This window comes from Phytobacter sp., assembly GCF_059074235.1.
In genome coordinates this window covers 1,154,933-1,178,035 of sequence record NZ_JCACPZ010000004.1, presented here as the reverse complement: position 1 = coordinate 1,178,035, position 23,103 = coordinate 1,154,933, and the positions used below count along the sequence as shown (strand labels likewise).

The following is a 23,103-nucleotide window of genomic DNA, read 5'->3' as shown; positions in this document are numbered from 1 at the left end:
TCGCCATCCGGCAGTGTTTTTTCAGGCTTCGTAGTAGTTATAAATTCCGGCCGGTATCACCAGCTGTTTTGCCACTTCATGGGCTTTTTCCCGCCCGACCAGCACGTCAATAATCTTCAACGCGAAATCGATAGAGGTTCCTGGTCCCTGACTGGTGATGAGCTTTACCCTTGGGTCCCAGACGACGCGTTTATCCTGCCACTGGTCTTCCGGGATTTTCTCTTTGAGTGCCGGGAAACCGGTCATGTTGCCAATCGGGAACAAATCATGGGGCACCAGTACCGTAGCGGCTGTAGCACAAATGGTGGCGACCACACGACCGGAGAGATGAAATTGTCTGACGGTTTCTACCAGCAGCGGACTGTCGCGGAAATTTTCTGCGCCTTTGATGCCGCCGGGTAACACTATCACGTCAAAATCCCCGTCAGCCACGGCGACCAGCGGCGCATCGGCAAGAAGTTTGACACCGCGCGAGCAGGTGACCGCGAGGCTGCCGTCGCTGGCAACGCTGGCGGTGGTGACAGCAATGCCACCACGCACCAGAAGGTCGATAGTGGTGACCGCTTCGGTCTCTTCACTACCAGGGGCGAGACATACCAGAGCTGACGCGCTCATACTCACTCTCCTTACGTTTCACTAAATCATACAAGCGGGCATTTTCCGGTACCGCAATGCCGTGCGCCCGGGCGCGACGCAGCAGATAGCCAGTGATGTAATCACACTCTGTATGCCGCATGGCACGAATATCCTGCAGCATGGATGAGACATTTTCCGCTGTGTTTTCGATAATCTGATAGACGTAATCCAGCAGTTCATCAGCAGAAATATGGTGGCCTTCGCGTTCAATGACGGCGGCAACTTCGTGGGTGACTTTTCTGATTTCTTCAGGGAAGTCGCGCAGCTCGCCGTTTTTGCACTCCTGGAGCGCGGTAATCGGGTTGATTACGCAGTTAACGGCCAGTTTACGCCACAGCGCCGGGCGAATATTGTTGTGCCACGCGACGTCAGGGAGCACCTCTTGCAGAATTTCTGCCAGGTAGCTGAAATCACCATCCTGTTGGCGGCCCGGGCCAATGTGCGTGGTACCACTGGCGACGTGCACAATGACGTTCCCGTCGCGGCGAGCCGCATGGGTAGTGGTACCAATTAGCAGTGGCTGTTCAAGACTTTTCAGTTCATCGACGGTGCCCATACCGTTATGGATAAGCAAAATCGGGGTGGATTTTGGCAGTGTGCCTGCGAGGCCTTTAACGGCGTCGGAAACTTGCCAGGCCTTTAGCGTCACCAGCAGCAAATCACTATGTGCAAGAAATTCCGGATCGTTCACGGTCAGGGATTCATTAAAAATAGAGCCATCTTCATCAACCACGTTCACACTGCAAAAGGGCTGAGGAACACGTAACCAGCCCTGAACCTCATGCCCATGCTTGTGCAGTGCTGTCAGCCACAATTGCCCTAACGCACCGCATCCAAGTACGGTAATTTTCATTTTTCCTCCTCACCTGCAACTGCGCCAGGTGTTACTGCTTTCAGTATAGCGCCGTCGGGGATGCTTCCGGCCATTACAAGTTGAGTTATGCTTCGTTGCGGGTATTATGCATCGCAATAAACACTGAGGGAGAAGAAAAGATGCCATCTTTCGATATTGTTTCTGAGGTTGAACTTCAGGAAGTCCGCAACGCGATCGAGAATGCGACTCGCGAACTTGAAACCCGTTTCGATTTTCGTAATGTTGAAGCCACAATTGAGCTGAACGAGAAGAATAAGACCATCAAAGTACTCAGTGAGTCTGATTTCCAGGTCAATCAGTTACTGGATATTCTGCGCGCTAAGTTGCTGAAACGCGGCATTGAAGGCACGTCTCTGGAAGTTCCTGAAGAGTTTGTACACAGTGGCAAAACCTGGTTTGTTGAAGCCAAGCTCAAGCAGGGTATTGAGAGCGACGTGGCGAAGAAAATCGTTAAGCTTATCAAAGAGAGCAAACTGAAAGTGCAGACCCAGATTCAGGGGGAAGAGCTACGTGTGACTGGCAAAGCCCGTGATGACCTTCAGGCTGCGATGGCGCTGGTGCGCGGTGGCAATCTGGGGCAGCCGTTCCAGTTCAAAAACTTCCGCGACTAACGGAAGATGAATGAAAAAAGCGGGGTAATCCCCGCTTTTTTTACACCCCTTTGATGGCCTGCTCGACCTCAAATCGGTTCGTCAGCTTATTGTCGATTTTGACATAGGCGCTGCGCTCTTCGGCAACGACCAGCACATCACTGATCCCCGGCTTTTCTTGTAGCCGCTGTTGTAGCGCATCGTCCAGCACCACATCCTCAGGGATCTCTACACGCAAGCTACTGACATACGGTGGCTCCTGCATGGTACTGGCGACCAGTAACCACACCATCGCCAGCAGCGCGCCTGCGAGGAAGACGGTTTGCGAATCAAACCAGCCATCCACCCATCCGCCCAGCGCACCACCAATGGCCACGCCAATAAACTGGCTGGTGGAGTAGATGCCCATTGCGGTGCCTTTATATCCTGCAGGGGCCTCTTTGCTGATGAGAGAGGGCAGTAACGCTTCCATCAGGTTGAAGGCAATAAAGAAAATCTGTACACCCAGTACCTGCTCCCAGAAATGTGGCCCGGCACCCCAAAGCACGATTTCAGCAATCAGCAGCAGCGCCACACAGAACAGGAACACGCGCTTCATTCTGCGCTTCACTTCAGCGTAGATAATAAACGGCACGACAGAGACAAACGACACCAGCATGGTGACCAGGTAAATCTTCCAGTGGTTTGCAGCGGCGAAACCGGCCGCTTCAAGCTGACCCGGGAGGGCAACAAAGGTCGACATCAGCAGGATGTGCAGACACATGATGCCGAAATTCAGTTTGAGCAGCCTCGGGCTGGCAATGACCAGGCTAAAGCAGCCTTTGACCATGCCGGACTCGCGGTTCAGAACATGATTTTCGCTGTCCGGCACGACCCACATTGTCAACAAAATGCCCGCCATTGCCAGGGCGGCAATCATCCAGAACAGGGCATGCAGACCAAGCTGGTGGGTAATAATCGGCCCCAGTACCATTGCGATAGCAAAGGTCACACCGAAGCTGACGCCAATAAAGGCCATCGCTTTGGTACGATTCTGTTCGCGGGTTAAGTCAGAAAGCAGGGCCATGACGGCGGCGGCAATTGCGCCGGAGCCCTGTAGCGCCCGGCCAAGAATGATTCCCCAGATGGAGTCGGACAATGCCGCAATCACGCTGCCCAGCACAAAGATAGCCAGACCACCAATAATCAGCGGCTTACGACCAATACGGTCAGAGAGCAAACCGAAGGGGATTTGAAAAACTGCCTGAGCCAGACCGTATATGCCAATAGCCAGGCCAATTAAGGCTTCGCTGGCGCCCTGTAATGCCATGCCGTACGTGGTCAGAACGGGCAGGACCATAAACATGCCAAGCATGCGCAATGAGAAAACAGTCCCTAAACCCCAGGTTGCGCGCAACTCGCCTGGCGTCATTTTATTATCGTTCATTACCACCTCAATTCGAAAGCAGGCCATAGTGTAGGCGGGGTGTCAGGCGGGGTAAACAGATGTTTGTTTAATAGTTATTACGAGGCTGTAAACGGCATTTTCTGTCAGAAAGGACGTGCCGTCAGGGGAGAACAGACACTACTGGCGAGTGCGCTTTTTCAGGCGCATATCCACACGAACGGTTTCATTTACCGGATGGCCTTCAATGGCGGATTGCATCATCTGAAAGGCATTTTCGGCCCAGGCGTCTTCGTCCTGCTGCATTGACCAGACGTTGTTGGCGAGAAACCCCAGCATGGGGTGTTCATCAAAGGTGCCAATATTGAGATCCACCGGCACGCTGCCCGCTTTGTCGCGAATCGCGCGAATCGCCCCTTCAAGTACGGGCAATGACGAGGCAATAAACGCCTGCGGCACGCCGTGGGATTCAATCAGCCGGGTCATCAAATTGTGGCCTTCTTCCGGCGTGTTATCCGGGCCTTCGCAGACCCACTCCTGATGCGTAATGCCCTGTTGTTTTAGCGCGGTGAGATAGCCCTGAAGTCTGTCATTGATGCTGGGCAGCACGGTATTGCCCAGTAAAAACCACAGCGGCGTTTTGCCTGCTTCCAGCAGGTTGCGGGTGAGGATCTCCCCCCCTTCGGCGTTGTGGCTTTCCACCAGTGCGTTATCGGTAAAACGAAAATCCCGGTCGAGCAGCACCAGCGGCTTTTTAACCTGCCGTAAATGGTGCTGCTGATTTTCCAGCGTGGTCGGGACGATAAACAGACCGTCGACATTTCTTGCCATCAGGGCGTGGACGAGCTGGTTCTCATAATCCACATCGTCGTAAGAACAACTGATGGTTAATTGATAACCGGAGCGGCGGCAGCGCAGTTCCAGTTTTTCCGCCAGGGTCGCAAAGAAGACGTTCGAGATGTTGGGGACAATCAGCCCGAGCGTCTCCGTTTTGTTCAATTTGAGGCTGCGTGCGGAGTGGTTCAACGTGTAACCATAACGCTCAACATGTTCGTTGATGCGCGTCTGCGTTTTCTCGCTGATCCGGTACTTCTGCGCCTTACCACTGAGTACCAGACGTACCGTGGTGACGGATAAGTTCAGATCGTTGGCTATCTGTTCAACGGTTTTTGCCATCTCCGGCACCTCATTTGCAGCCCAAAAAGAACATTGTCGACGAAACCCCTCTGCTTTATCGACTCAGCCTGAAGGTGTAAGCGTACTCCAGACCGCGATCGAACCGCCAGGGCAGGGGCTGTAAAATGAGAGCGCCTTCCTTAATCTCAAAGGCAACCTCAATTTCCTCGCCGAGGCAGAGCAGGGCACAGGCGCGCGGTGTGTCACCCTCAAGCCACTGCATATGCAACGGTTCAGTGGGCCACTGCGTGGTAATGAGAAAATCATCACTGCCTTTGCTGGTGAACGCACAATGCGGAGCGTCACTTTTCAGGCGAGTACAGATATCACTGCCGTAGATCGCGTCGCCGTTCACTGTCATCCAGCGACCAATATCCCGCAGCCGCTCTTGTTGCAATGTTGGGATGCGCCCGTCAGCGGTGGGGCCAACGTTGAGCAGGAAGTTACCGCCTTTGGAGACGATCCCCACCAACTGGTTAATCAGCTCCTGAGAGGTGCAGTAATCTTCGAGCTGCTCCGCGCGGTTAAAGCCGTAGGATTTGCCAATACCCCGGCTCTCTTCCCACGGATGGTGGACGCCGAAGCCTTCTTTGTCGTTGTACTCGGTGCTGTAGTAGTCACCGTGTTCACCCGGCATGCCTTTACAAAAACGGTCGTTCACCACGACTTCGTCTTTGTTGGGCGCTTCATTGTAAAGCCAGGAGAGGAACGGTTTGGTCTGGCTGTACTCTTCACTGAGATCCCATTCACCGCCATCAGAGAAAATCAGGCACGGCTGGTAGTTTTGCACCAGTTCCTTCAGTTGCGGGATAAGAATTTCGCCCGGGTAGTTTTGCTCCGGAATACCGAATTTTTCGCGGTCACGTTGAGGCACAAAATAGCCACCCTCGGGACGGTGACTCCAGTTGGTTTCCCACTCGATGATGGAATAATAGATGCCCATCTTCAGGCCGCTGTCACGCACGGCGTGGGTGATATCGCCAAGCAAGTCGCGCTGCGGGCCGACATCACCGCTGTTCCAGCCCGTCTTGTGCGGATTTTTCGTGGGCCACAGGCAGAAGCCATCGTGGTGTTTGGTGGTCAATACCACATATTTTGCCCCGGACGCCTTGAACAACTCGGCCCAGGCATCCGGCTGGAAGAGTTCAGCTTTGAATTGCGGCGCAAAATCGCGGTAGAGAAAATCCTTACCGTAGTGCTTCTCGTGAAAATCATCGTCGTTGTTACGGTATTGACCATAGACGCTGGCGTAATACCACTCGGCGTAGGAGCCAAACAGGGAGTTATCAATTTTGCGCCACGCGGGTACCGAGAAGACGCCCCAGTGGATGAAAATGCCGAATTTTGCGTCGTTATACCATTCCGGCATCTTACGGCTGTCGAGGCTTGTCCAGTCTGGCGTGTAGGTCGTGTTACTCATTGATAATGTCCCCTGTTTGTTGATGGGCGTCCGTTTTTGCGATGCATATTCCGGTCACGGCATAGAAGCCAGCGATGATCAATCCGGCGTAACACTGCACTGCCCATAGTGCGTAATCGAGTGTCGGTATCCCGAGGGTGGCAGCCATAAATACCCCGGCAGCGGTCCATGGAATGAGCGGCTCGATAACGGTGGCGGAATCTTCTACCGTGCGGGAGATATTTTTTCGGTGCAGGCCATTGTTTTCAAAAGCCTTACGAAACAATTCTGACGGCAGCAGGCAGGCTATGTTGTTGTTACCCGTAGCGGCAATCAGGGCCACGCAGGCAGCAATGGTTGAGAAGATAAGCCCGGCAGCGCTTTTTACGATACGGGTGAAGTAGTTGATGATGGTATCCAGCGCCTGGGTCAGCGAAAGCGGGCCAGCAAAGGAGAAGGCGCAGAGGATAACCAGAATCAGCGGCATCATGGAGGCCACACCGCCGCGTTCCAGCAGGCTACGAATGGTTTCGGGTACATTTTGCGGTTGGCCTGGCAATACGCTGACGCTAAACCCGGAGACCCAGACGTTGAGGTTTTCAATAATGCCGATCCCCTGCGTGAACCAGGAAATAGCAATAGAGATGCCAGTGGCAAAAAGCAAAACGGGAATCACCGGCTTTTTCAGCAATGCCCCCGCGAAGACGATAAAGATCGGTACCGCCAGGATCCAGTGAGTGTGATAGAGCTGATTAATCTGATCAACCGTCTGCTGGGCAGAATCAATATTACCTGCCGTCGCGCTGTTGTTCAGGCCAATTACCAGGTAGATAACCACCGAAATGAGGTAAGCCGGAATGGTGGTTTTCGACAGGTGCTTGATGTGCTCGTAGAGATCGAGATTATTGACGATGGCAGCAAAGTTTGATGATCCACTTAATGGCGAAATCTTGTCGCCAAAATAGGCACCGCCAACGATTGCGCCTGCCACCGCCGCGAGATTCGCATCCAGTCCGTGAGCGACACCCATCAGCGCGACACCGATGGTTCCTGCAGATCCCCATGACGTGCCGGTACAGGTTGCCACAATACTGGTGACAATAAAGGCGATCACCACGATGTACTGCGGGTTAATGATTTTCAGACCGATGGTGATCAGATAAGGGATAGTGCCTGAGCTCATCCAGACGCCGATAACCCCGCCGACGCACATCACGATCATCAGAGAGGGCAGGGCCTGAGCAAATTTCTGCACAATCTCGTCGATGATTTCTTCAAAGGTATGCCCGAGCCACATCGCAACAAAGGAGATGGCGACAGCGGTAATGCATAGCAGTGCCTCCAGTTTTATCTCCAGCAGGGTGTAGCCGAGGATAATAAAGAGCAATGATACGCCGAGTAAGAGAAAGGAAGCCGGAAGGCCCAGCTGCTTCATAACGGGTTTCTGGATGGGTTCTGATGCTACAGACATAAGGATCCTCGCTTAATTCCTGGCCGTCTTAAGGTGTTGTTGTGTTGTGCAGCGCGTTTGCGTGTTTGCTGCTTTTTATTTCTCTGTTTTCTATAACTATTATTTTTTATTCGCTTATCTGCCCGTCTTGGCCCGGCAGGTCAGATTGCGCTTATCAGACAGGTTTCAGGTGCCTGAATCTAAAGTAACCTTTTTATGACAGTTTTTGCTAACTCGAATTAGCAAACATATTGAAAAACTATTTTAAGCAGTGGGGTAAACCAACGGCTTTTTACTCAAAGTGTGATGAGTCGCGCAGCCCGTACGGTTTAATCGTGATGTTGAAATAAGAAAAAGTGATGGAAAGGGGCGAGAGGGGAAGGGGGAATCGCTGGAGAGGTCAGACAGGGGCTCTGAATGACAGACATAAAAAAAACCGGGTTAATAAACCCGGTTTTTCACAACATGCGTCTTACCAGACGTAAGTCAGCAGGCTATGCGAATCAGGTACCATAAAATCCACTGACATCATCACGCTCAGGGCGGTGATGGCGATGATAGAGAAGCCGAACAGTTTACGTGCCCAGACTTTATCATCTTCCACTTTGTAACCGCGAAGTGCCATACCCAGCCACCAGACGCTCACCGCCGCTGCAACCACCAGATACTTGTACCCGGCATAGCCGCCGAGGGAGAGCATCAGTGTCGCCACCGCAAATGCGATGATGTACAGCGTGATATGGTTTTTAGCAACAGAGATGCCTTTAACTACCGGCAGAACCGGAATGTTTGCCGCCTGGTAATCCTTAAAGCGGAAAATGGCAATGGCGTACGAATGCGGCATCTGCCAGAGGCTGAAAATCGCCAGCAGAATGGCTGCACCGCTGTCGAAGTTACCCGTCACGGCACAATAGCCGATAACTGGTGGTGCTGCGCCAGAAAGCGAGCCGATCAGCGTACCGTAGACCGAGTGGCGTTTCATATACAGGCTATAGACGCCCACATACACCACGAAGCCCATCACCCCCAGCCAGCAGGCCAGGGGATTTGCACCAAACCAAAGCAGCATAAAGCCAGCAATACCCAGCAAGGCAGCGTACACCAGCGAGACTTTCGGCGAGATCAGACCCCGAACCAGTACGCGGTTTTTCGTCCGTTCCATCTTTTTATCGATGTCACGGTCAATGTAGTTGTTAAATACACAACCCGAGGCGACAACCAGCGACACGCCAATCAGCGTGCAGGCGAACAGCGGGTAGTCAATATGGCCCTTGGAGGCCAACAGAAATCCACCGATCACCGAGATCAAGTTGCCAAAAATAATGCCAGGCTTCGTTACTTGCAGGTATTGCTTAAACATACTCGCCGCTCTTAGTGAACCATCATGTTGTAGTTCAGGTTCCACATAATCCAGATGGAGCCCACTACCAGGATAGCGATGATAATCACGGTAAAGACAAAGGCCGTCATGTTCCAACCTTCATCAGACTTGGTGTTCATGTGCAGGAAGCAAGACAGATGCACCAGAATCTGAATCACCGCAGTCACCAGGATCGTACCCAGAATCACGCCGTGAGAAGCCGTCCCGTTCATCACCATCCAGAACGGAATGACCGTCAGGATGATCGACAGGATGAAACCTGTCATGTAGGTTTTTACGCTGCCGTGGGAAGCGCCATGATCGTTAGAATGACTCATTACATCGCCCCCATCAGATAAACAACCGAGAACACGCAGATCCATACTACGTCCAGGAAGTGCCAGAACAGGCTCAGGCACATGATACGGGTACGGTTAGTGCTGGTCAGACCGCGACGGGATACCTGGAACATCAGTACCGCCATCCAGATAAGACCAGAGGTCACGTGCAGACCGTGGGTGCCAACCAGCGCGAAGAACGCTGACAGGAAGCCGCTACGATCAGGACCAAAACCTTCCATAATCAGGTGATGGAATTCATAGATTTCCATCCCGATGAAGCCCGCACCAAACAACCAGGTCAACGCCAGCCAGGAAACAACCTGGCTTTTGTTGTTTTTGTACATGGCGATAGCCGCCATGCCGTAGGTGATGGAGCTGAATAACAGCAGCGCGGTTTCTACCAGCACGAACGGCAGTTCGAAAATCTCTTTGCCGGTCGGGCCGCCTGCAGTGCCGTTCACCAGAACGGCATAGGTTGCGAACAAGCAACAGAACAGAATGCAGTCGCTCATCAGGTAGATCCAGAAACCGAAGACTTTCATCGGCCCTGTATCATGGTGCCCATGCTCGTGCGCGTGGGCAGTGTCATGCGTCAGAGTATCAGTTGCCATTTTTCAGCCCTGCTTTAGTGATTTCATCGAAATGCTGATTTTCCAGTTTTTCGACTTCCGCAACCGGTACGTAGTAATCCACGTCCTCGTCAAAGCTCTTCACGATCCAGCTGATAACGATGCCCGCGAAGCTCGCGATGGCAAGCCACCAGATATGCCAGATCATGGCGAAACCAAACACCGTCGCGAAGGCGGCAATCACGATACCGGCACCGCTGTTTTTCGGCATATGAATTTCTTCATAGTGCGCAGGCTGTTTGTACGCTTCACCTTTTTCTTTCATTTCCCAGAATGCGTCGCGCTCATGAATCTGCGGCACAATGGCAAAGTTATAGAACGGAGGTGGAGAAGAGGTTGCCCACTCCAGCGTACGGCCACCCCACGGGTCACCGGTCAGGTCACGGTTCTGCTCGCGGTCGCGAATAGAGACGTAGAACTGAATCAGCTGACACGCGATACCACAGGCAATCAGCACTGCACCACCGGCTGCAACAACCAGCATCGGGTGGAATTGTGGATCAATCTGCTGGCTCAGGCGACGGGTCATACCCATGAAGCCCAGCACATACAGCGGCATAAACGCAACGAAGAAGCCGATGATCCACAGCCAGAATGCGCGTTTGCCCCAGGTTTCGTTCAGCGTGTAGCCGAAGGCTTTTGGCCACCAGTAGGTCACACCTGCGAAGCAGCCGAAGACCACGCCACCGATGATAACGTTATGGAAGTGCGCAATCAGGAACAGGCTGTTGTGCAGGACGAAGTCTGCACCCGGAACCGCCAGCAGTACGCCGGTCATGCCGCCGACTGAGAAGGTCACGATAAAGCCGATGGTCCACAGCATTGCTGAGTGGAACACGATGCGGCCCTGGTACATGGTGAACAGCCAGTTGAAGATCTTAACGCCGGTCGGGATAGCGATGATCATCGTGGTAATACCGAAGAAGGCGTTTACGTTAGCTCCCGCACCCATGGTGAAGAAGTGGTGCAGCCAAACGATGAACGACAGAACGGTAATACAGACGGTTGCCCACACCAGCGAGGTGTAACCAAACAGACGTTTACGCGAGAAGGTCGCTGCGATTTCGGAGAACACACCGAAGACCGGCAGAACCAGGATGTACACTTCCGGGTGACCCCAGGCCCAAATCAGGTTGATGTACATCATCATGTTGCCACCCATATCATTCGTGAAGAAATGGGTGCCCAGGTAGCGGTCCAGGGTCAGCAGCGCGACGGTGACGGTCAGAATTGGGAAGGAGGCAATAATCAGGATGTTGGCGCACAGAGATGCCCAGGTAAATACTGGCATCTTGAACATGGTCATGCCAGGGGCACGCATCTTGATAATGGTCACGAAGAAGTTAATACCGGTCAGGGTAGTACCTACACCGGAGAGCTGAATCGCCCAAATCCAGTAGTCGACACCTACGCCAGGACTGTATTCGATTCCCGATAGCGGTGGGTAAGCCAGCCAGCCGGTCTGTGCGAACTCGCCCACACCCAGTGACAGGTTAACCAGGATTACGCCGACAACCGTGAACCAGAAGCTCAGGTTGTTCAGGAACGGGAATGCTACGTCGCGAGCACCGATTTGCAGCGGTACAACAACGTTCATCAGACCGATAACCAGCGGCATCGCCACGAAGAAGATCATGATAACGCCGTGAGCGGTAAATATCTGATCGTAGTGGTGCGGTGGCAAGAAGCCGGCTTCACCTGCCGAAGCAAGCGCCTGCTGGCTACGCATCATGATCGCATCCGCAAAGCCACGAATTAACATGACGATACCGACGATGCAGTACATGATGCCGAGTTTTTTGTGGTCGACCGAAGTCAGCCATTCATTCCACAGGTAGCTCCACTTACCAAAGTAAGTGATCAGGCCGACTAAGGCCGCGCCACCGATGATAATCGCAGCCACCGTAACCACAATAATGGGTTCATGGTAGGGCACTGCATCCAGTGTCAATTTTCCGAACATTTTCTTCCTCGGCCCCTTAGTGAGAGGTTTCCGCGTGATTCATGTCCATGCCTTCCATTCCTTCGTGTGAGGCGTGCTCACCTTCTGGTTGGGCCATGTTCATGCTCTTGCCGTGGTCCATAAATTTGTTGATCACATCTTTGAACAAATCAGGTTTCACGTCGGAGAAGTACTCCACCTTGTTGTATTCGCTAGGTGTTGCCACTTTGTCGAACGCAGCCATGTCAGACATGGTGTTCGTTGACTGCTTGGCTTTAGCGACCCATTGGTCGAAAGCGGCACGGTCAGGGGTGGCAATGGCTTTGAACTTCATACCAGAGAAGCCAGGGCCACTGTAGCTGGCGGAGATACCATCGTAGGTGCCTGCTTCGTTAGCGATCAGGTGCAGGTTAGTCTGCATACCGGCCATCGCGTAGATTTGGCTACCCAGACGCGGGATAAAGAAGGAGTTCATCACGGAGTTTGAGGTCACTTTGAACTGCACCGGAGTATTCGCCGGGAAGGCGATTTCATTCACGGTAGCAATGCCCTGTTCCGGATAGATGAAGAACCATTTCCAGTCCATGGAGACGACTTCGATCGTAATCGGTTTCTCATCGTGAACCAGCGGTTTGCTAGGCTCAAGCGCATGAGTGGTTTTCCATGTCAGAACGGCAAGGAACACGATGATCAGAATTGGCACAGTCCAGACAACAGCTTCAACTTTGTTGGAGTGTGACCAGTTAGGGCTATACTTCGCATCTTTATTGCTTGCACGGTACTTCCAGGCAAAACCTACTGCCATCAAGATGGCGGGAATCACGACAATCAACATCAGGCCAAATGCCGTCAGTATCAACGAACGTTGCTCCAGTCCAATCTGTCCTTTTGGGTCAAGGAGCGCAGAATCACAACCACTGAGTAAAACAGTACCTGCGATTAATGACATCCATCCCAAACTTTTATTGTATTTCCTGAGTCTCATTTAACGACCTCAATTCCACGGGGGTCTGGTGGCGTTTAAAGTGTGCGGGCATTTTACGGGAAGGTTACATTACTGTAAACATGAATGGCGTAGTGTCAGTATGGTGTTACTGAGTTCTGCCGATTGTGTCACGTGGAATGCAACAATCTGTAAAATCGGGCGTTCGCGCAACCTCTTCCCAAGGTTATAACGAAAACACTACCTTACAATAATGGGTGTGGGTAAATTGGTATAACCAATCAATTTAATAAACATTTAATTAACAACAATTCAGCATTTATTGAACATTACTGGAAAGCGTAATTTAATAACGGTGCTGAATCGTTAAAGAGTAGCCCTTAATTTATACCGCACAAAATAATTAAAGAAATTTTCTTCACTTCTCGATAAATAACCGCACGCTGAATATTTTATCCTTGCTTGTTTATTGAGCGAAATAATAACTGAAAGTTAATATCTAAAAACGAATCCGCGTAACTTGCTGATTATTATATTGTGATTCGTTTTGCTTTTTTATCTTTGACTAAGGGATGGAAATGGCCGTAACAGGAAACGACTCGCCAATTATTGGTATTGATCTGGGAACATCTAATAGTGCGGTTGCGTGGTTTGATGGCGCAAACCCGCAGTTGCTCGTTGGAGCACAGGGCGAAAGATTAACGCCCTCAGTGGTAGGGCTGGACGACAGCGGTAATTTGCTCGTTGGTGAAGCGGCAAAATCGCGGTTGGTGAGCCACCCCCATCTCACGGTTGCCAGTTTCAAACGCTATATGGGAACGGAGAAGACGTGGCGTTTAGGTTCACGCCAGTTCAGGGCGGAAGAGCTGTCGGCGTTGGTACTGCGTAAACTCAAGACTGATGCTGAAGTGATACTGGGTGGACCTGTTTCTCGCGCGGTCATCACTGTACCTGCGTATTTTAACGATGTTCAACGTAAGGCGGTCAAAGCGGCCGGTCGACTGGCAGGTCTTGAGGTCGAGCGCCTACTCAACGAACCCACTGCGGCTTCCCTGGCCTACGGTCTCGCGGATAATCGTGAGCAAAAATTCCTGATTTTCGATCTTGGCGGCGGCACCTTTGATGTCTCCATCGTGGATATGTTTGAAGGTGTGATTGAAGTACGCGCCAGCAGCGGTGATGCCTGGCTGGGTGGCGATGATTTCACCCATATCATTCGCCAGTGGATGCAGGAGCAGTACCCCGCTTTAGCGCATCCGAATGCAGAGTGCGCAGCGGAGTTAACTCGAATTGCTGAAACATTTAAATGTACACTGAGCCAGCAGGATGAAACCCGTGCAACGCTAAGCTGGCAAGGCGAGGAGTTTAGCTGGACGCTGACGGCAGAGACCTTTGCCGAACGTGTCGCGCCGTTACTGACCCGGCTTAAAAAACCGGTTGTTCAGGCCTTGCAAGACGCACATTTCGATCCTGAACATCTCGACCATGTGATTCTGGTGGGCGGTGCGACCCGTATGCCCGTTGTTCGCCAGATGGCGACCCGCATGTTCGGGCGTTTTCCGCGTAACGAATTAAACCCTGATGAGGTGGTAGCAATTGGCGCGGGCGTTCAGGCGGGGCTGATTGCCCAGGCGCGTGCGCTGGATGATATCGTCCTGACGGATGTGATGCCGTATTCACTGGGAATCGAAGTCTCCCGAAGAAATGGCGACAAAATTGATACCGGCTATTTCCTGCCGATTATTGAGCGTAACGCTTTTGTGCCAGTGAGCGTGGTGAAAACCGTGCATACGTTGTTTGATAATCAGCAGTATCTGGAGATAGAGGTTTATCAAGGGGAAGCCCGTCGTGTCAGCGACAACCTGCTACTGGACAAAATGAAACTCAACGTGCCGCGCCGCAAAGCGGGTGATGTGAGCGCGGATATCCGGTTTACCTATACGTTAGACGGCATCCTGGAAGTGGAATGTAAGGTTCAGGGTGAAGAGACCGCGTCCACGCTAGTCATTGAAAAAGTGCCAGGCCAGCTAAGCGAAGAGGAGATTCGTGAGCGTCTGCATCAGCTTGATGGCCTGAAAATGCACCCCAGAGATGTGCCTGAAAACCGTCATCTGCTGGCGGAAGCCTCCCGTCGTTATGAGCAGCATCTCGGTGAACGCCGGCAAATTATCGATCATTATGCCAGTCAGTTTGAGCAGTCACTTGATCGCCAGGATGTGCGCATGATCGCCGCCGCGCGGGACGAATTGCGCCAGGTACTCAATCAATTTGATGATGGGATGTAAGTGATGGCGACAATTTGGGAAACACTGGGTATCGAGCCGACGGCCGATGAGTCGGTTATTCGCCGGGCGTATGCACGTGAGCTTAAACTGCATCGACCCGATCAGGATCCACAAGGCTATCAGCAGTTGCGTGAAGCGTTCGATGCGGCGAAAGAGTTCGCTAAAGGCGAGATAATCTGGGGGGACAATGACAGTGTACAGGCGGTGATTAACCTTGACCTGGCGCTGTCTGAATTACCGCAAGTTAAATCACCAGACGTCTTACCGTCTGGTGTTCCTCTGCAGCCAGAGTGGCAACGAGAAACCCTGGAGGAAGACGCTGAGCGTTTTTCCGTCCAGTTGCTCGCTGATGAAAGCGACACGCTCAATGCGCTGCGATTTTACCTTGACCATCGCCTGCCCGATGCGCTGGAAGCCCGGCGTGTATTCAGTCTTGAGCTGGCCCAGGCGCTGAGCCAGCGGCGAGGCATTTCCCGTAGCCTGGTGAATAATGTGTCAGACATCATGGGGTGGGACCTGGGTGGCTATCGCGACTCTCATTTGCCTTATTGGGTCATTCAGGCTTTGGAAGCGCAAATTGATACCACTGCGGCGGACCATCACTGGGACTATTTGTGTCGGCAAAGTAGCTTAGACTGGCAAGGCAGGCTGGCGTGGCGCATTCTGAGTGGTGACCTACCTCGAGTGCCCTGGTGGGCGCGACTTATTCCGGATTTTGTTCCTGGGTTGGCTAATCAGGTTGCGGAAATCAGACGTGCTTACCCGCAGTTGCTTGAACGTGTGAACCCTGAACTGATCCGTCTTATCGCGACCCCTACGCTTGCCCTCTCCTGGGGGGCGTTGATCGCTATCTGGTTTTGGGGATTCGCCCTATATATCCAGGTAAGGGATTCTGCACATTTAGCCTGGCAGGCAGTCACTATGGTGGGAATTGTGATTGTCTACTTGTGGGGGGCGCCTTTACTGCTGTCGTACTATGTACGTAAGAAACTGCTCGCCCGCATAAGCCATATTTTCTTCTGGCTACTTTCATGGGGGATTATGGCGGTACCTCTGTTCCACATCTATGCGTTGCTTTATAACTATCCGCCTGCGGGATCGGGTGTTGCGCGGGTATGCATGTTTACAGCAGTGATTGCTTACCCGGTCTGGTGGCTGGTGCGCAGTAATTTACATCAGTGGTACGCTATGCCATTTAATGGTGTCGTAAAACTGATCATGTTGCCTATTCTGTTCCTGAGGCAACTGCCGCCGATGGTCAATGTCGTGGGGCTCATCACCCTGCCACCTTTATATAGCTACGTGATTAAGTGGATCTATTTTTTCAATTAATTACCGCCCTGAGCGCCAGCAATGCTGGCGCTTTCAGGCAACACGCGTTTTACGTAGCGCCAGAAAATCCAGCAACCCGCCATAGAGGATACCAACAAGTGCCAGTAATGCGCCGAGTTCCAGAAACGCATTACCCATGGTGATATGCACCCATCCACTGGCATTGATCATTAGCGTAACCAGCCAGATGCCCAGCAGCAGGCAACCCGCAGCCAGTATGCGTAACGCCAGACGGTAGGCAGCGGCAAATTCAGTGCGTGGCATAAAACGCTCGGTGCGCTGCGTGAATTCGAGGGTGTCTTTACAGAGCATCAGCATCAGCAGGCCCGGCAGGGCAGCGGCAATAGAAAACAGGTAAAACGTTGACCAGCCGTGGGCTTCAACAAACCAACCGGCCAGAGGCCCCACGTAAACACGTCCTACCGCAGATAACGCGGAGAGCAGGGCAAACTGAGTTGCTGAGAATGACTTGTTGCAGAGAGTCATCAGCAGTGCGACAAAGGCTGATGTGCCCATTCCACCACAGAGGTTTTCCAGAAAAACCGCAGACGCCATGCTGATAATGTCTTTCGGTGTAACAGCTAACAGCCAGTACCCTGCATTCGAAATGCCCTGCAGCACACCAAAAATCATCAGCGCCCGGAACAGGCTCAGTCGCTGCATCAGCATGCCGCCCCATAATGCGCCAATAATGGTTGCGATAAGCCCGAGTGTTTTATTCACCACGCCCACTTCACCCGCATCGAAACCCACACCACGAATTAAAAATGTAGTGGTGAGGCTCATGGCAAAGGCATCGCCGAGTTTGTAGAGCACGATCAGTAACAGAATCAGCCACGCATTGTTGCGGCCAAAGAAATCGCGCAGCGGTTCGGCAACAGCTTGTTCCAGACTGCGGGGAGCAGGAATCGCGTCATCAGGCTCAGGTGCCAGAAAGGTTGCGATGATACAAGGAATGAGCAGTGCAGCCATCAGCCAGTACATACCCTGCCAGCCCAGCCAGCGGTCGGCGAGCCACAAGGCCAGTCCGCCGGAAATCAACATCCCCAGACGATAGCCCAGTACGCTAATAGCAGCGCCAGTTCCACGCTCTTCAGCCGACAGCACATCGGTTTTCCAGGCGTCGAACACGATATCCTGTGATGCGGAGCAGAAGGCAATAACAACGGCAAGAGCCGCCATCCAGCGCAACTGACTCATTGGTTCCAGGAATCCCATCCCCGCAATGGCCACCATAAGGCCGAGCTGAGTAAGCAGTAACCAACCGCGTCGACGCCCAAGGAAAGGGGGTGTATAGCGATCCATCACCGGGGACCACAGGAATTTAAAGACATAGGCCTGGCCGACCAGCGAGAAGAAACCGATGGTTTTCAGATCGACATTAGCGACAGTCATCCACGCCTGAAGCGTGCCAGACGTCAGGGCCAGAGGAAGTCCGGAGGCAAAACCCAAAATCAGCAAAATGGCTGACTTAGGTTGCTGAAAAATGCGGAAGTAGTTGTTGGACATGGTGTAAGACTGGCCCGGCGAACCGGGCCAGAGAGCGGAACTTAGTGCGCGTTCTGCTTGATGAACTGATGAATAGCGGTGTCCTGAGACATATCGGCGATGGTGTCGGTCAGCACGTTGTTAACCGCGTTAGCGATTTTGCTGTTCGTAGCCTGAAGCGCGCCTTCGACGTTATAGCTCGCACGATAGTTTTTGGTCATCTTATTGCCGTTAGCTGCGGTGGCAATGATGGCGATATCTGCTTTGGTGGAGATTTTGTAACGCAGGTTGCCTTCAGAAACATCGGCATAAAGCTGGTTAACGATGATCTGTAGGTTAGCAGCACCGTTCGGCCCAATCATGTAACCGCGAGCAGTCATTTGCTTCTCAAGAACTTCCTGCAGCAGGAAACGCAGGTCACGTGACGCGGTCAGAGTGACCAGTTGGTTATCACGGTTTACTTTTGCCAGAGCCTGGTCCTGGCGTTGGTCTGCACCGTTGATGCTTACCGTTACGCCCATCAGACTTGGGTCCTGCTGAGGCAGGGTCATTTTAGGCGCAACATCAATAGTGGTCGGAGGTGTTGCACACCCGGCCAGCATAAACATAGCGACCAACGGGAGAAGAAGTTTTTTTAACATGTTCAGGCTCTCTGCAGATCGTAAACGTAAAGTGGGAAAATTTGCGCCATCATAACATCGCCGTCAACAAGGGGAAGGGCTCAACGCATGTAAATTCATCGCCTTGTATGATATTTACTCATTAAGACGATTTTCCCCGCTTCTGATGACCCCGAATGAGGCTATTTCAGTAGAGTTCATACCTTTGGCTGAGAATATAGGACGAAAGCTAAATTTTTGTTGTTTTCTTGTTATGGACAGGATAAAAGCGGCTAACATTTAAAGGGATGGGTAGCATCTCAGCGTTGCGGAGGAGTCATTTCATGATGATACGTGAACAGATAGAAGATAAGTTAAGGGCAGCGTTTGAACCCGTGTTCCTCGAAGTTGTTGATGAAAGCTATCGTCACAATGTACCGGCCGGTTCCGAAAGCCACTTTAAAGTCGTCCTGGTGAGCGATCGCTTCAGCGGTGAGCGTTTTCTTAATCGCCACCGTATGATCTACGGTACATTGGCGGCGGAGTTGTCCTCTACCGTCCATGCTCTAGCGTTGCATACCTATACAATTAAGGAGTGGGCAGGTCTGCAAGACACCATTTTTGCCTCGCCACCCTGCAAGGGAGCAGGCACCATCGCGTAAAACGCATTTGCAACTGCCTGAACTTTTCCAGTATGTTGCGTACAGATTATGTGAAAACGGCCTACGGGCCGTTTTGTTTTGTCTGAGATTTGAGCGAGAAGCGCAATTTTTAGGTCAAAATTACCTCGGAATTGTGAAAAATGGCGCAACAATGCGGCATTACCGTTCTCGACTCACTAAAGTGATGCCGCTATAATGCCGCGTCTTATATATGAACGTCTTCGGGATGATTCTGGCGACAGGGAATGTTTATCTAATTTGAGAAAGCATCCCGGTTATGTGAAGCCAACGACAGCTTCCAGTGAAGAGTTGACCGAGCACCGTGATTTTTTGAGGTAACAAGATGCAAGTTTCAGTTGAAACCACTCAGGGCCTTGGGCGCCGTGTAACGATTACTATCGCTGCTGACAGCATCGAGACCGCTGTTAAGAGCGAACTGGTCAACGTAGCGAAAAAAGTACGTATCGACGGATTCCGTAAAGGCAAAGTACCGATGACCGTTGTTGCTCAACGTTATGGCGCTTCTGTTCGCCAGGACGTGCTGGGCGAACTGATGAGCCGCAACTTTATTGATGCGATCATCCAGGAAAAAATCAACCCAGCTGGCGCACCGAACTACGTTCCGGGCGAATACAAACTGGGTGAAGACTTTACCTATTCCGTCGAGTTCGAAGTGTATCCAGAAGTTGAGCTGAAAGGCCTGGAAACTATCGAAGTTGAAAAACCAGTTGTAGAAGTGAACGACGAAGACGTCGACACTATGCTGGACACCCTGCGTAAGCAGCAGGCGACCTGGAAAGATAAAGACGGCGCAGTTGACGCTGAAGACCGTGTTACCGTTGACTTCTCCGGCTCTGTAGACGGCGAAGAATTCGAAGGCGGCAAAGCGACTGATTTCGTACTGGCAATGGGCCAGGGTCGTATGATCCCAGGTTTTGAAGACGGTATCAAAGGCCACAAAGCAGGCGAAGAATTCACTATTGATGTGGCCTTCCCGGAAGACTACCACGCTGAAAACCTGAAAGGTAAAGCCGCTAAGTTCGTTATCAACCTGAAAAAAGTTGAAGAGCGTGAACTGCCGGAATTCACCGAAGAGTTCATCAAACGTTTCGGCGTTGAAGATGGTTCTCTGGCTGGCCTGCGTGGCGAAGTGCGTAAAAACATGGAGCGCGAACTGAAAGGCGCTGTGCGTAACCGCATCAAGTCTCAGGCTATCGACGGCCTGGTAAAAGCAAATGACATCGAGATCCCGGCAGCACTGATCGACAGCGAAATCGACGTTCTGCGTCGCCAGGCTGCTCAGCGTTTCGGTGGTAACGAGAAACAAGCGCTTGAACTGCCGCGTGAGCTGTTCGAAGAACAAGCTAAACGTCGCGTTGTTGTTGGCCTGCTGCTGGGCGAAGTAATTCGTACCAACGAGCTGAAAGCTGACGAAGAGCGCGTTAAAGGTCTGATCGAAGAGATGGCTTCTGCCTACGAAGATCCGACTGAAGTTATCGAATTCTACAGCAAAAACAAAGAACTGACAGACAACATGCGTAATGTTGCTCTGGAAGAACAAGCGGTTGAAGCGGTTCTGGCGAAAGCGAAAGTGACTGAGAAAGCAACCAGCTTCCAGGAACTGATGAACCAGCAGGCTTAATTACTCCCGTACAAAGAGTAAACAATGAGCCCGTCACCGTCAGGTGGCGGGCTTTTTTTATCGCATTGACGTTATCAGAAGTGTGCTAAAAGGGTGTTTCAGTGTTAGCGTAACAGCAAAAGGTTGTTATGCTTGAAATAAGGTGTGCTCATCCCCATAACGGGAAGATGAATGTAAACACTCTGACTGATACTCCGTCTGTGTGCCGGTCATAGTCAGACCAGGCCCACTCAAGTACAATCAGTACAGCAGGTTATTTATTTTTATACCCAGGAGACGGAAATGTCATACAGCGGCGAACGAGATTCCTTTGCACCCCATATGGCCCTGGTGCCAATGGTTATTGAACAGACCTCGCGTGGTGAGCGCTCTTTCGATATCTACTCCCGTCTTCTTAAAGAACGTGTCATTTTCATGACGGGTCAGGTTGAAGACCACATGGCTAACCTGATCGTCGCGCAGATGCTGTTTCTGGAAGCAGAAAACCCGGAAAAAGATATCTACCTGTACATTAACTCTCCTGGTGGCGTGATCACTGCCGGGATGTCAATTTATGACACCATGCAATTTATTAAGCCTGACGTTAGCACCATTTGTATGGGCCAGGCGGCGTCCATGGGCGCATTCCTGCTGACGGCGGGAGCAAAAGGCAAGCGTTTCTGCCTGCCAAACTCACGTGTAATGATTCACCAGCCGCTGGGCGGCTATCAGGGTCAGGCAACGGATATTGAAATCCATGCTCGCGAAATCCTGAAAGTAAAAGGGCGTATGAATGAACTCATGGCGCACCATACGGGTCAACCTTTAGAACAGATTGAACGCGATACCGAACGTGACCGCTTCCTCAATGCAAATGAAGCTGTCGAATACGGACTGGTCGATTCAATTTTGACCCATCGTAATTAATGCCCAGGCAGCAGGTGTACCGCTATACTAAGTGAAAGCGGCGATGCGCTTTAGCAGCGTTTTGCGCCTGGAATGGCATCTGCGTCGTCATGTGCGGCACAAAGAACAGAAAAGAGGTTTTGACTCATGACAGATAAACGCAAAGACGGTTCAGGCAAACTGTTGTACTGCTCTTTCTGCGGCAAAAGCCAGCATGAAGTGCGCAAACTGATTGCCGGGCCGTCCGTGTATATCTGCGACGAATGTGTTGATCTGTGTAACGACATTATTCGCGAAGAGATTAAAGAAGTTGCGCCACATCGGGAGCGCAGCGCATTGCCGACCCCGCACGAAATTCGCCATCATCTGGACGATTATGTTATCGGCCAGGAACAGGCGAAAAAAGTGCTGGCCGTGGCGGTGTACAACCACTACAAACGTCTGCGCAATGGTGACACCAGTAACGGTGTTGAATTGGGCAAAAGTAACATCTTGCTGATCGGTCCTACCGGCTCCGGTAAAACCTTGCTGGCTGAAACGCTGGCACGTCTGCTGGATGTACCGTTTACCATGGCTGATGCTACCACCCTGACCGAAGCGGGCTATGTGGGTGAAGATGTTGAAAACATCATCCAGAAGCTGCTGCAGAAGTGCGATTACGATGTGCAAAAAGCGCAGCGCGGTATTGTCTACATCGATGAAATCGACAAGATTTCCCGTAAATCTGACAACCCGTCTATTACTCGTGACGTCTCCGGTGAAGGTGTACAGCAGGCACTGCTGAAACTGATCGAAGGGACCGTTGCTGCTGTTCCGCCGCAGGGTGGTCGTAAACATCCGCAGCAGGAGTTCTTACAGGTTGATACCTCGAAGATCCTGTTCATCTGTGGCGGTGCATTTGCCGGTCTGGATAAAGTGATTTCTCACCGTGTTGAAACCGGATCGGGTATCGGTTTCGGTGCGACAGTGAAATCAACCGCTGAGAAACCGAACGAAGGCCAGTTGCTTTCGCAGGTGGAACCAGAAGATCTGATCAAGTTTGGTCTGATCCCTGAATTCATTGGTCGTCTGCCGGTTGTTGCAACGCTCAATGAGTTGAGTGAAGAAGCGCTGATCCAAATCCTGAAAGAGCCTAAAAACGCCCTGACCAAGCAGTACCAGGCGCTGTTTAACCTTGAAGGTGTGGATCTGGAATTCCGCGACGAAGCGCTGACCGCTATTGCGAAGAAAGCAATGGTACGTAAAACCGGTGCTCGTGGTCTGCGTTCCATCGTCGAAGCGGCGTTGCTGGACACCATGTACGACCTGCCATCTATGGATGAAGTCGAAAAAGTGGTTATCGATGAATCCGTCATCGGTGGGCAAAGTAAACCACTGTTGATTTACGGCAAGCCGGAAGCGCAACAGGCATCTGGTGAATAATTCGCCAATCCATACAGTCAGTTAATAAAAAAGGGGGGATTTTATCCCCCCTTTTATTTTTCCT

20 protein-coding genes are annotated in these 23,103 nt (G+C 51.8%); 7 read left to right on the top strand and 13 right to left on the bottom strand.

Going from position 1 to position 23,103, the window contains the following annotated elements; translation table 11 throughout:
• Positions 1–21 precede the first annotated feature (21 nt).
• Both yajL and panE read right to left on the bottom strand, forming a co-directional pair.
• Entirely contained in the window at positions 22–615 is a 594-nt protein-coding gene (gene yajL / locus AC5JPW_RS09550) for a protein deglycase YajL (RefSeq protein ID WP_494239836.1), read from the bottom strand.
• The gene (gene panE, locus AC5JPW_RS09545) at positions 578–1,489 is read right to left on the bottom strand and encodes a 2-dehydropantoate 2-reductase (protein WP_494239834.1); all 912 of its coding nucleotides are present in this window, start codon (positions 1,487–1,489) and stop codon (positions 578–580) included. The genes yajL and panE overlap by 38 nt, the downstream gene beginning before the upstream one ends.
• 140 nt (positions 1,490–1,629) lie before the next feature.
• On the opposite strand from panE, the gene AC5JPW_RS09540 reads away from it, so the two are divergent.
• Entirely contained in the window at positions 1,630–2,121 is a 492-nt protein-coding gene (locus AC5JPW_RS09540; protein ID WP_494239833.1) for a YajQ family cyclic di-GMP-binding protein, read from the top strand.
• 40 nt (positions 2,122–2,161) lie between these two features.
• Here AC5JPW_RS09540 and AC5JPW_RS09535 read toward each other — a convergent pair whose 3' ends face one another.
• The 9 genes from AC5JPW_RS09535 to cyoA form a co-directional block, all read right to left on the bottom strand.
• On the bottom strand, positions 2,162–3,526 hold the full coding sequence (locus AC5JPW_RS09535) for an MFS transporter (RefSeq protein WP_494239831.1): 1,365 nt from the start codon (positions 3,524–3,526) through the stop codon (positions 2,162–2,164).
• A gap of 138 nt (positions 3,527–3,664) precedes the next feature.
• Positions 3,665–4,660: a LacI family DNA-binding transcriptional regulator gene (locus AC5JPW_RS09530; RefSeq protein WP_494239829.1), complete on the bottom strand. Its 996-nt coding sequence runs from the start codon at positions 4,658–4,660 to the stop codon at positions 3,665–3,667.
• A gap of 55 nt (positions 4,661–4,715) precedes the next feature.
• Positions 4,716–6,080 carry an alpha-L-fucosidase gene (locus AC5JPW_RS09525; RefSeq protein ID WP_494239828.1) on the bottom strand — a complete coding sequence of 455 codons (1,365 nt, stop codon included), beginning with the start codon at positions 6,078–6,080 and terminating at the stop codon, positions 4,716–4,718.
• Positions 6,073–7,494 (bottom strand): Na+/H+ antiporter NhaC, encoded by a 1,422-nt coding sequence (nhaC, locus tag AC5JPW_RS09520; RefSeq protein WP_494239827.1) that lies wholly within the window; start codon positions 7,492–7,494, stop codon positions 6,073–6,075. The genes AC5JPW_RS09525 and nhaC overlap by 8 nt, the downstream gene beginning before the upstream one ends.
• A 487-nt stretch (positions 7,495–7,981) precedes the next feature.
• On the bottom strand, positions 7,982–8,869 hold the full coding sequence (gene cyoE, locus AC5JPW_RS09515) for a heme o synthase (protein ID WP_494239826.1): 888 nt from the start codon (positions 8,867–8,869) through the stop codon (positions 7,982–7,984).
• 11 nt (positions 8,870–8,880) lie between these two features.
• A complete protein-coding gene (locus tag AC5JPW_RS09510) occupies positions 8,881–9,207 on the bottom strand; it encodes a cytochrome o ubiquinol oxidase subunit IV (RefSeq protein WP_437887265.1) in 327 nt (108 codons plus the stop codon).
• Positions 9,207–9,821: a cytochrome o ubiquinol oxidase subunit III gene (locus AC5JPW_RS09505; RefSeq protein ID WP_494239824.1), complete on the bottom strand. Its 615-nt coding sequence runs from the start codon at positions 9,819–9,821 to the stop codon at positions 9,207–9,209. Before AC5JPW_RS09505 ends, AC5JPW_RS09510 begins: the two co-directional genes overlap by 1 nt.
• A complete protein-coding gene (gene cyoB / locus AC5JPW_RS09500; protein ID WP_494239823.1) occupies positions 9,811–11,802 on the bottom strand; it encodes a cytochrome o ubiquinol oxidase subunit I in 1,992 nt (663 codons plus the stop codon). Before cyoB ends, AC5JPW_RS09505 begins: the two co-directional genes overlap by 11 nt.
• A gap of 16 nt (positions 11,803–11,818) precedes the next feature.
• On the bottom strand, positions 11,819–12,766 hold the full coding sequence (gene cyoA / locus AC5JPW_RS09495; protein ID WP_494239822.1) for a cytochrome o ubiquinol oxidase subunit II: 948 nt from the start codon (positions 12,764–12,766) through the stop codon (positions 11,819–11,821).
• Between the two features lie 536 nt (positions 12,767–13,302).
• On the opposite strand from cyoA, the gene AC5JPW_RS09490 reads away from it, so the two are divergent.
• Positions 13,303–15,009, top strand: coding sequence for an Hsp70 family protein (locus AC5JPW_RS09490; RefSeq protein ID WP_494239820.1), 1,707 nt, complete (start codon positions 13,303–13,305; stop codon positions 15,007–15,009).
• 3 nt (positions 15,010–15,012) lie between these two features.
• On the top strand, positions 15,013–16,341 hold the full coding sequence (locus tag AC5JPW_RS09485) for a molecular chaperone DnaJ (protein WP_494239819.1): 1,329 nt from the start codon (positions 15,013–15,015) through the stop codon (positions 16,339–16,341).
• Between the two features lie 33 nt (positions 16,342–16,374).
• Here the strand turns inward: AC5JPW_RS09485 and ampG are convergent, their stop codons facing one another.
• Both ampG and AC5JPW_RS09475 read right to left on the bottom strand, forming a co-directional pair.
• Positions 16,375–17,850 (bottom strand): muropeptide MFS transporter AmpG, encoded by a 1,476-nt coding sequence (gene ampG, locus AC5JPW_RS09480; protein WP_494239817.1) that lies wholly within the window; start codon positions 17,848–17,850, stop codon positions 16,375–16,377.
• A gap of 41 nt (positions 17,851–17,891) precedes the next feature.
• Entirely contained in the window at positions 17,892–18,470 is a 579-nt protein-coding gene (locus tag AC5JPW_RS09475) for a lipoprotein (protein ID WP_494239816.1), read from the bottom strand.
• Positions 18,471–18,772: 302 nt separating this feature from the next.
• Here AC5JPW_RS09475 and bolA point away from each other — a divergent pair, with 302 nt between their 5' ends.
• The 4 genes from bolA (at position 18,773) to clpX (ending at position 23,039) form a co-directional block, all read left to right on the top strand.
• A complete protein-coding gene (gene bolA, locus AC5JPW_RS09470) occupies positions 18,773–19,090 on the top strand; it encodes a transcriptional regulator BolA (RefSeq protein WP_494239814.1) in 318 nt (105 codons plus the stop codon).
• Between the two features lie 343 nt (positions 19,091–19,433).
• On the top strand, positions 19,434–20,732 hold the full coding sequence (gene tig / locus AC5JPW_RS09465) for a trigger factor (RefSeq protein WP_494239812.1): 1,299 nt from the start codon (positions 19,434–19,436) through the stop codon (positions 20,730–20,732).
• A 282-nt stretch (positions 20,733–21,014) separates the two neighbouring features.
• Positions 21,015–21,638: an ATP-dependent Clp endopeptidase proteolytic subunit ClpP gene (clpP, locus tag AC5JPW_RS09460; RefSeq protein ID WP_494239811.1), complete on the top strand. Its 624-nt coding sequence runs from the start codon at positions 21,015–21,017 to the stop codon at positions 21,636–21,638.
• A 126-nt stretch (positions 21,639–21,764) separates the two neighbouring features.
• Positions 21,765–23,039: an ATP-dependent protease ATP-binding subunit ClpX gene (clpX, locus tag AC5JPW_RS09455; protein ID WP_494239809.1), complete on the top strand. Its 1,275-nt coding sequence runs from the start codon at positions 21,765–21,767 to the stop codon at positions 23,037–23,039.
• Positions 23,040–23,103 lie beyond the last annotated feature (64 nt).

What these genes read in the sequence shown, in the direction of transcription:
- yajL (WP_494239836.1), bottom strand. Translation starts at nt 615, where the DNA reads ATGAGCGCGTCAGCTCTGGTATGTCTCGCCCCTGGTAGTGAAGAGACC.
- panE (WP_494239834.1), bottom strand. Translation starts at nt 1,489, where the DNA reads ATGAAAATTACCGTACTTGGATGCGGTGCGTTAGGGCAATTGTGGCTG.
- AC5JPW_RS09540 (WP_494239833.1), top strand. Translation starts at nt 1,630, where the DNA reads ATGCCATCTTTCGATATTGTTTCTGAGGTTGAACTTCAGGAAGTCCGC.
- AC5JPW_RS09535 (WP_494239831.1), bottom strand. Translation starts at nt 3,526, where the DNA reads ATGAACGATAATAAAATGACGCCAGGCGAGTTGCGCGCAACCTGGGGT.
- AC5JPW_RS09530 (WP_494239829.1), bottom strand. Translation starts at nt 4,660, where the DNA reads ATGGCAAAAACCGTTGAACAGATAGCCAACGATCTGAACTTATCCGTC.
- AC5JPW_RS09525 (WP_494239828.1), bottom strand. Translation starts at nt 6,080, where the DNA reads ATGAGTAACACGACCTACACGCCAGACTGGACAAGCCTCGACAGCCGT.
- nhaC (WP_494239827.1), bottom strand. Translation starts at nt 7,494, where the DNA reads ATGAAGCAGCTGGGCCTTCCGGCTTCCTTTCTCTTACTCGGCGTATCA.
- cyoE (WP_494239826.1), bottom strand. Translation starts at nt 8,869, where the DNA reads ATGTTTAAGCAATACCTGCAAGTAACGAAGCCTGGCATTATTTTTGGC.
- AC5JPW_RS09510 (WP_437887265.1), bottom strand. Translation starts at nt 9,207, where the DNA reads ATGAGTCATTCTAACGATCATGGCGCTTCCCACGGCAGCGTAAAAACC.
- AC5JPW_RS09505 (WP_494239824.1), bottom strand. Translation starts at nt 9,821, where the DNA reads ATGGCAACTGATACTCTGACGCATGACACTGCCCACGCGCACGAGCAT.
- cyoB (WP_494239823.1), bottom strand. Translation starts at nt 11,802, where the DNA reads ATGTTCGGAAAATTGACACTGGATGCAGTGCCCTACCATGAACCCATT.
- cyoA (WP_494239822.1), bottom strand. Translation starts at nt 12,766, where the DNA reads ATGAGACTCAGGAAATACAATAAAAGTTTGGGATGGATGTCATTAATC.
- AC5JPW_RS09490 (WP_494239820.1), top strand. Translation starts at nt 13,303, where the DNA reads ATGGCCGTAACAGGAAACGACTCGCCAATTATTGGTATTGATCTGGGA.
- AC5JPW_RS09485 (WP_494239819.1), top strand. Translation starts at nt 15,013, where the DNA reads ATGGCGACAATTTGGGAAACACTGGGTATCGAGCCGACGGCCGATGAG.
- ampG (WP_494239817.1), bottom strand. Translation starts at nt 17,850, where the DNA reads ATGTCCAACAACTACTTCCGCATTTTTCAGCAACCTAAGTCAGCCATT.
- AC5JPW_RS09475 (WP_494239816.1), bottom strand. Translation starts at nt 18,470, where the DNA reads ATGTTAAAAAAACTTCTTCTCCCGTTGGTCGCTATGTTTATGCTGGCC.
- bolA (WP_494239814.1), top strand. Translation starts at nt 18,773, where the DNA reads ATGATGATACGTGAACAGATAGAAGATAAGTTAAGGGCAGCGTTTGAA.
- tig (WP_494239812.1), top strand. Translation starts at nt 19,434, where the DNA reads ATGCAAGTTTCAGTTGAAACCACTCAGGGCCTTGGGCGCCGTGTAACG.
- clpP (WP_494239811.1), top strand. Translation starts at nt 21,015, where the DNA reads ATGTCATACAGCGGCGAACGAGATTCCTTTGCACCCCATATGGCCCTG.
- clpX (WP_494239809.1), top strand. Translation starts at nt 21,765, where the DNA reads ATGACAGATAAACGCAAAGACGGTTCAGGCAAACTGTTGTACTGCTCT.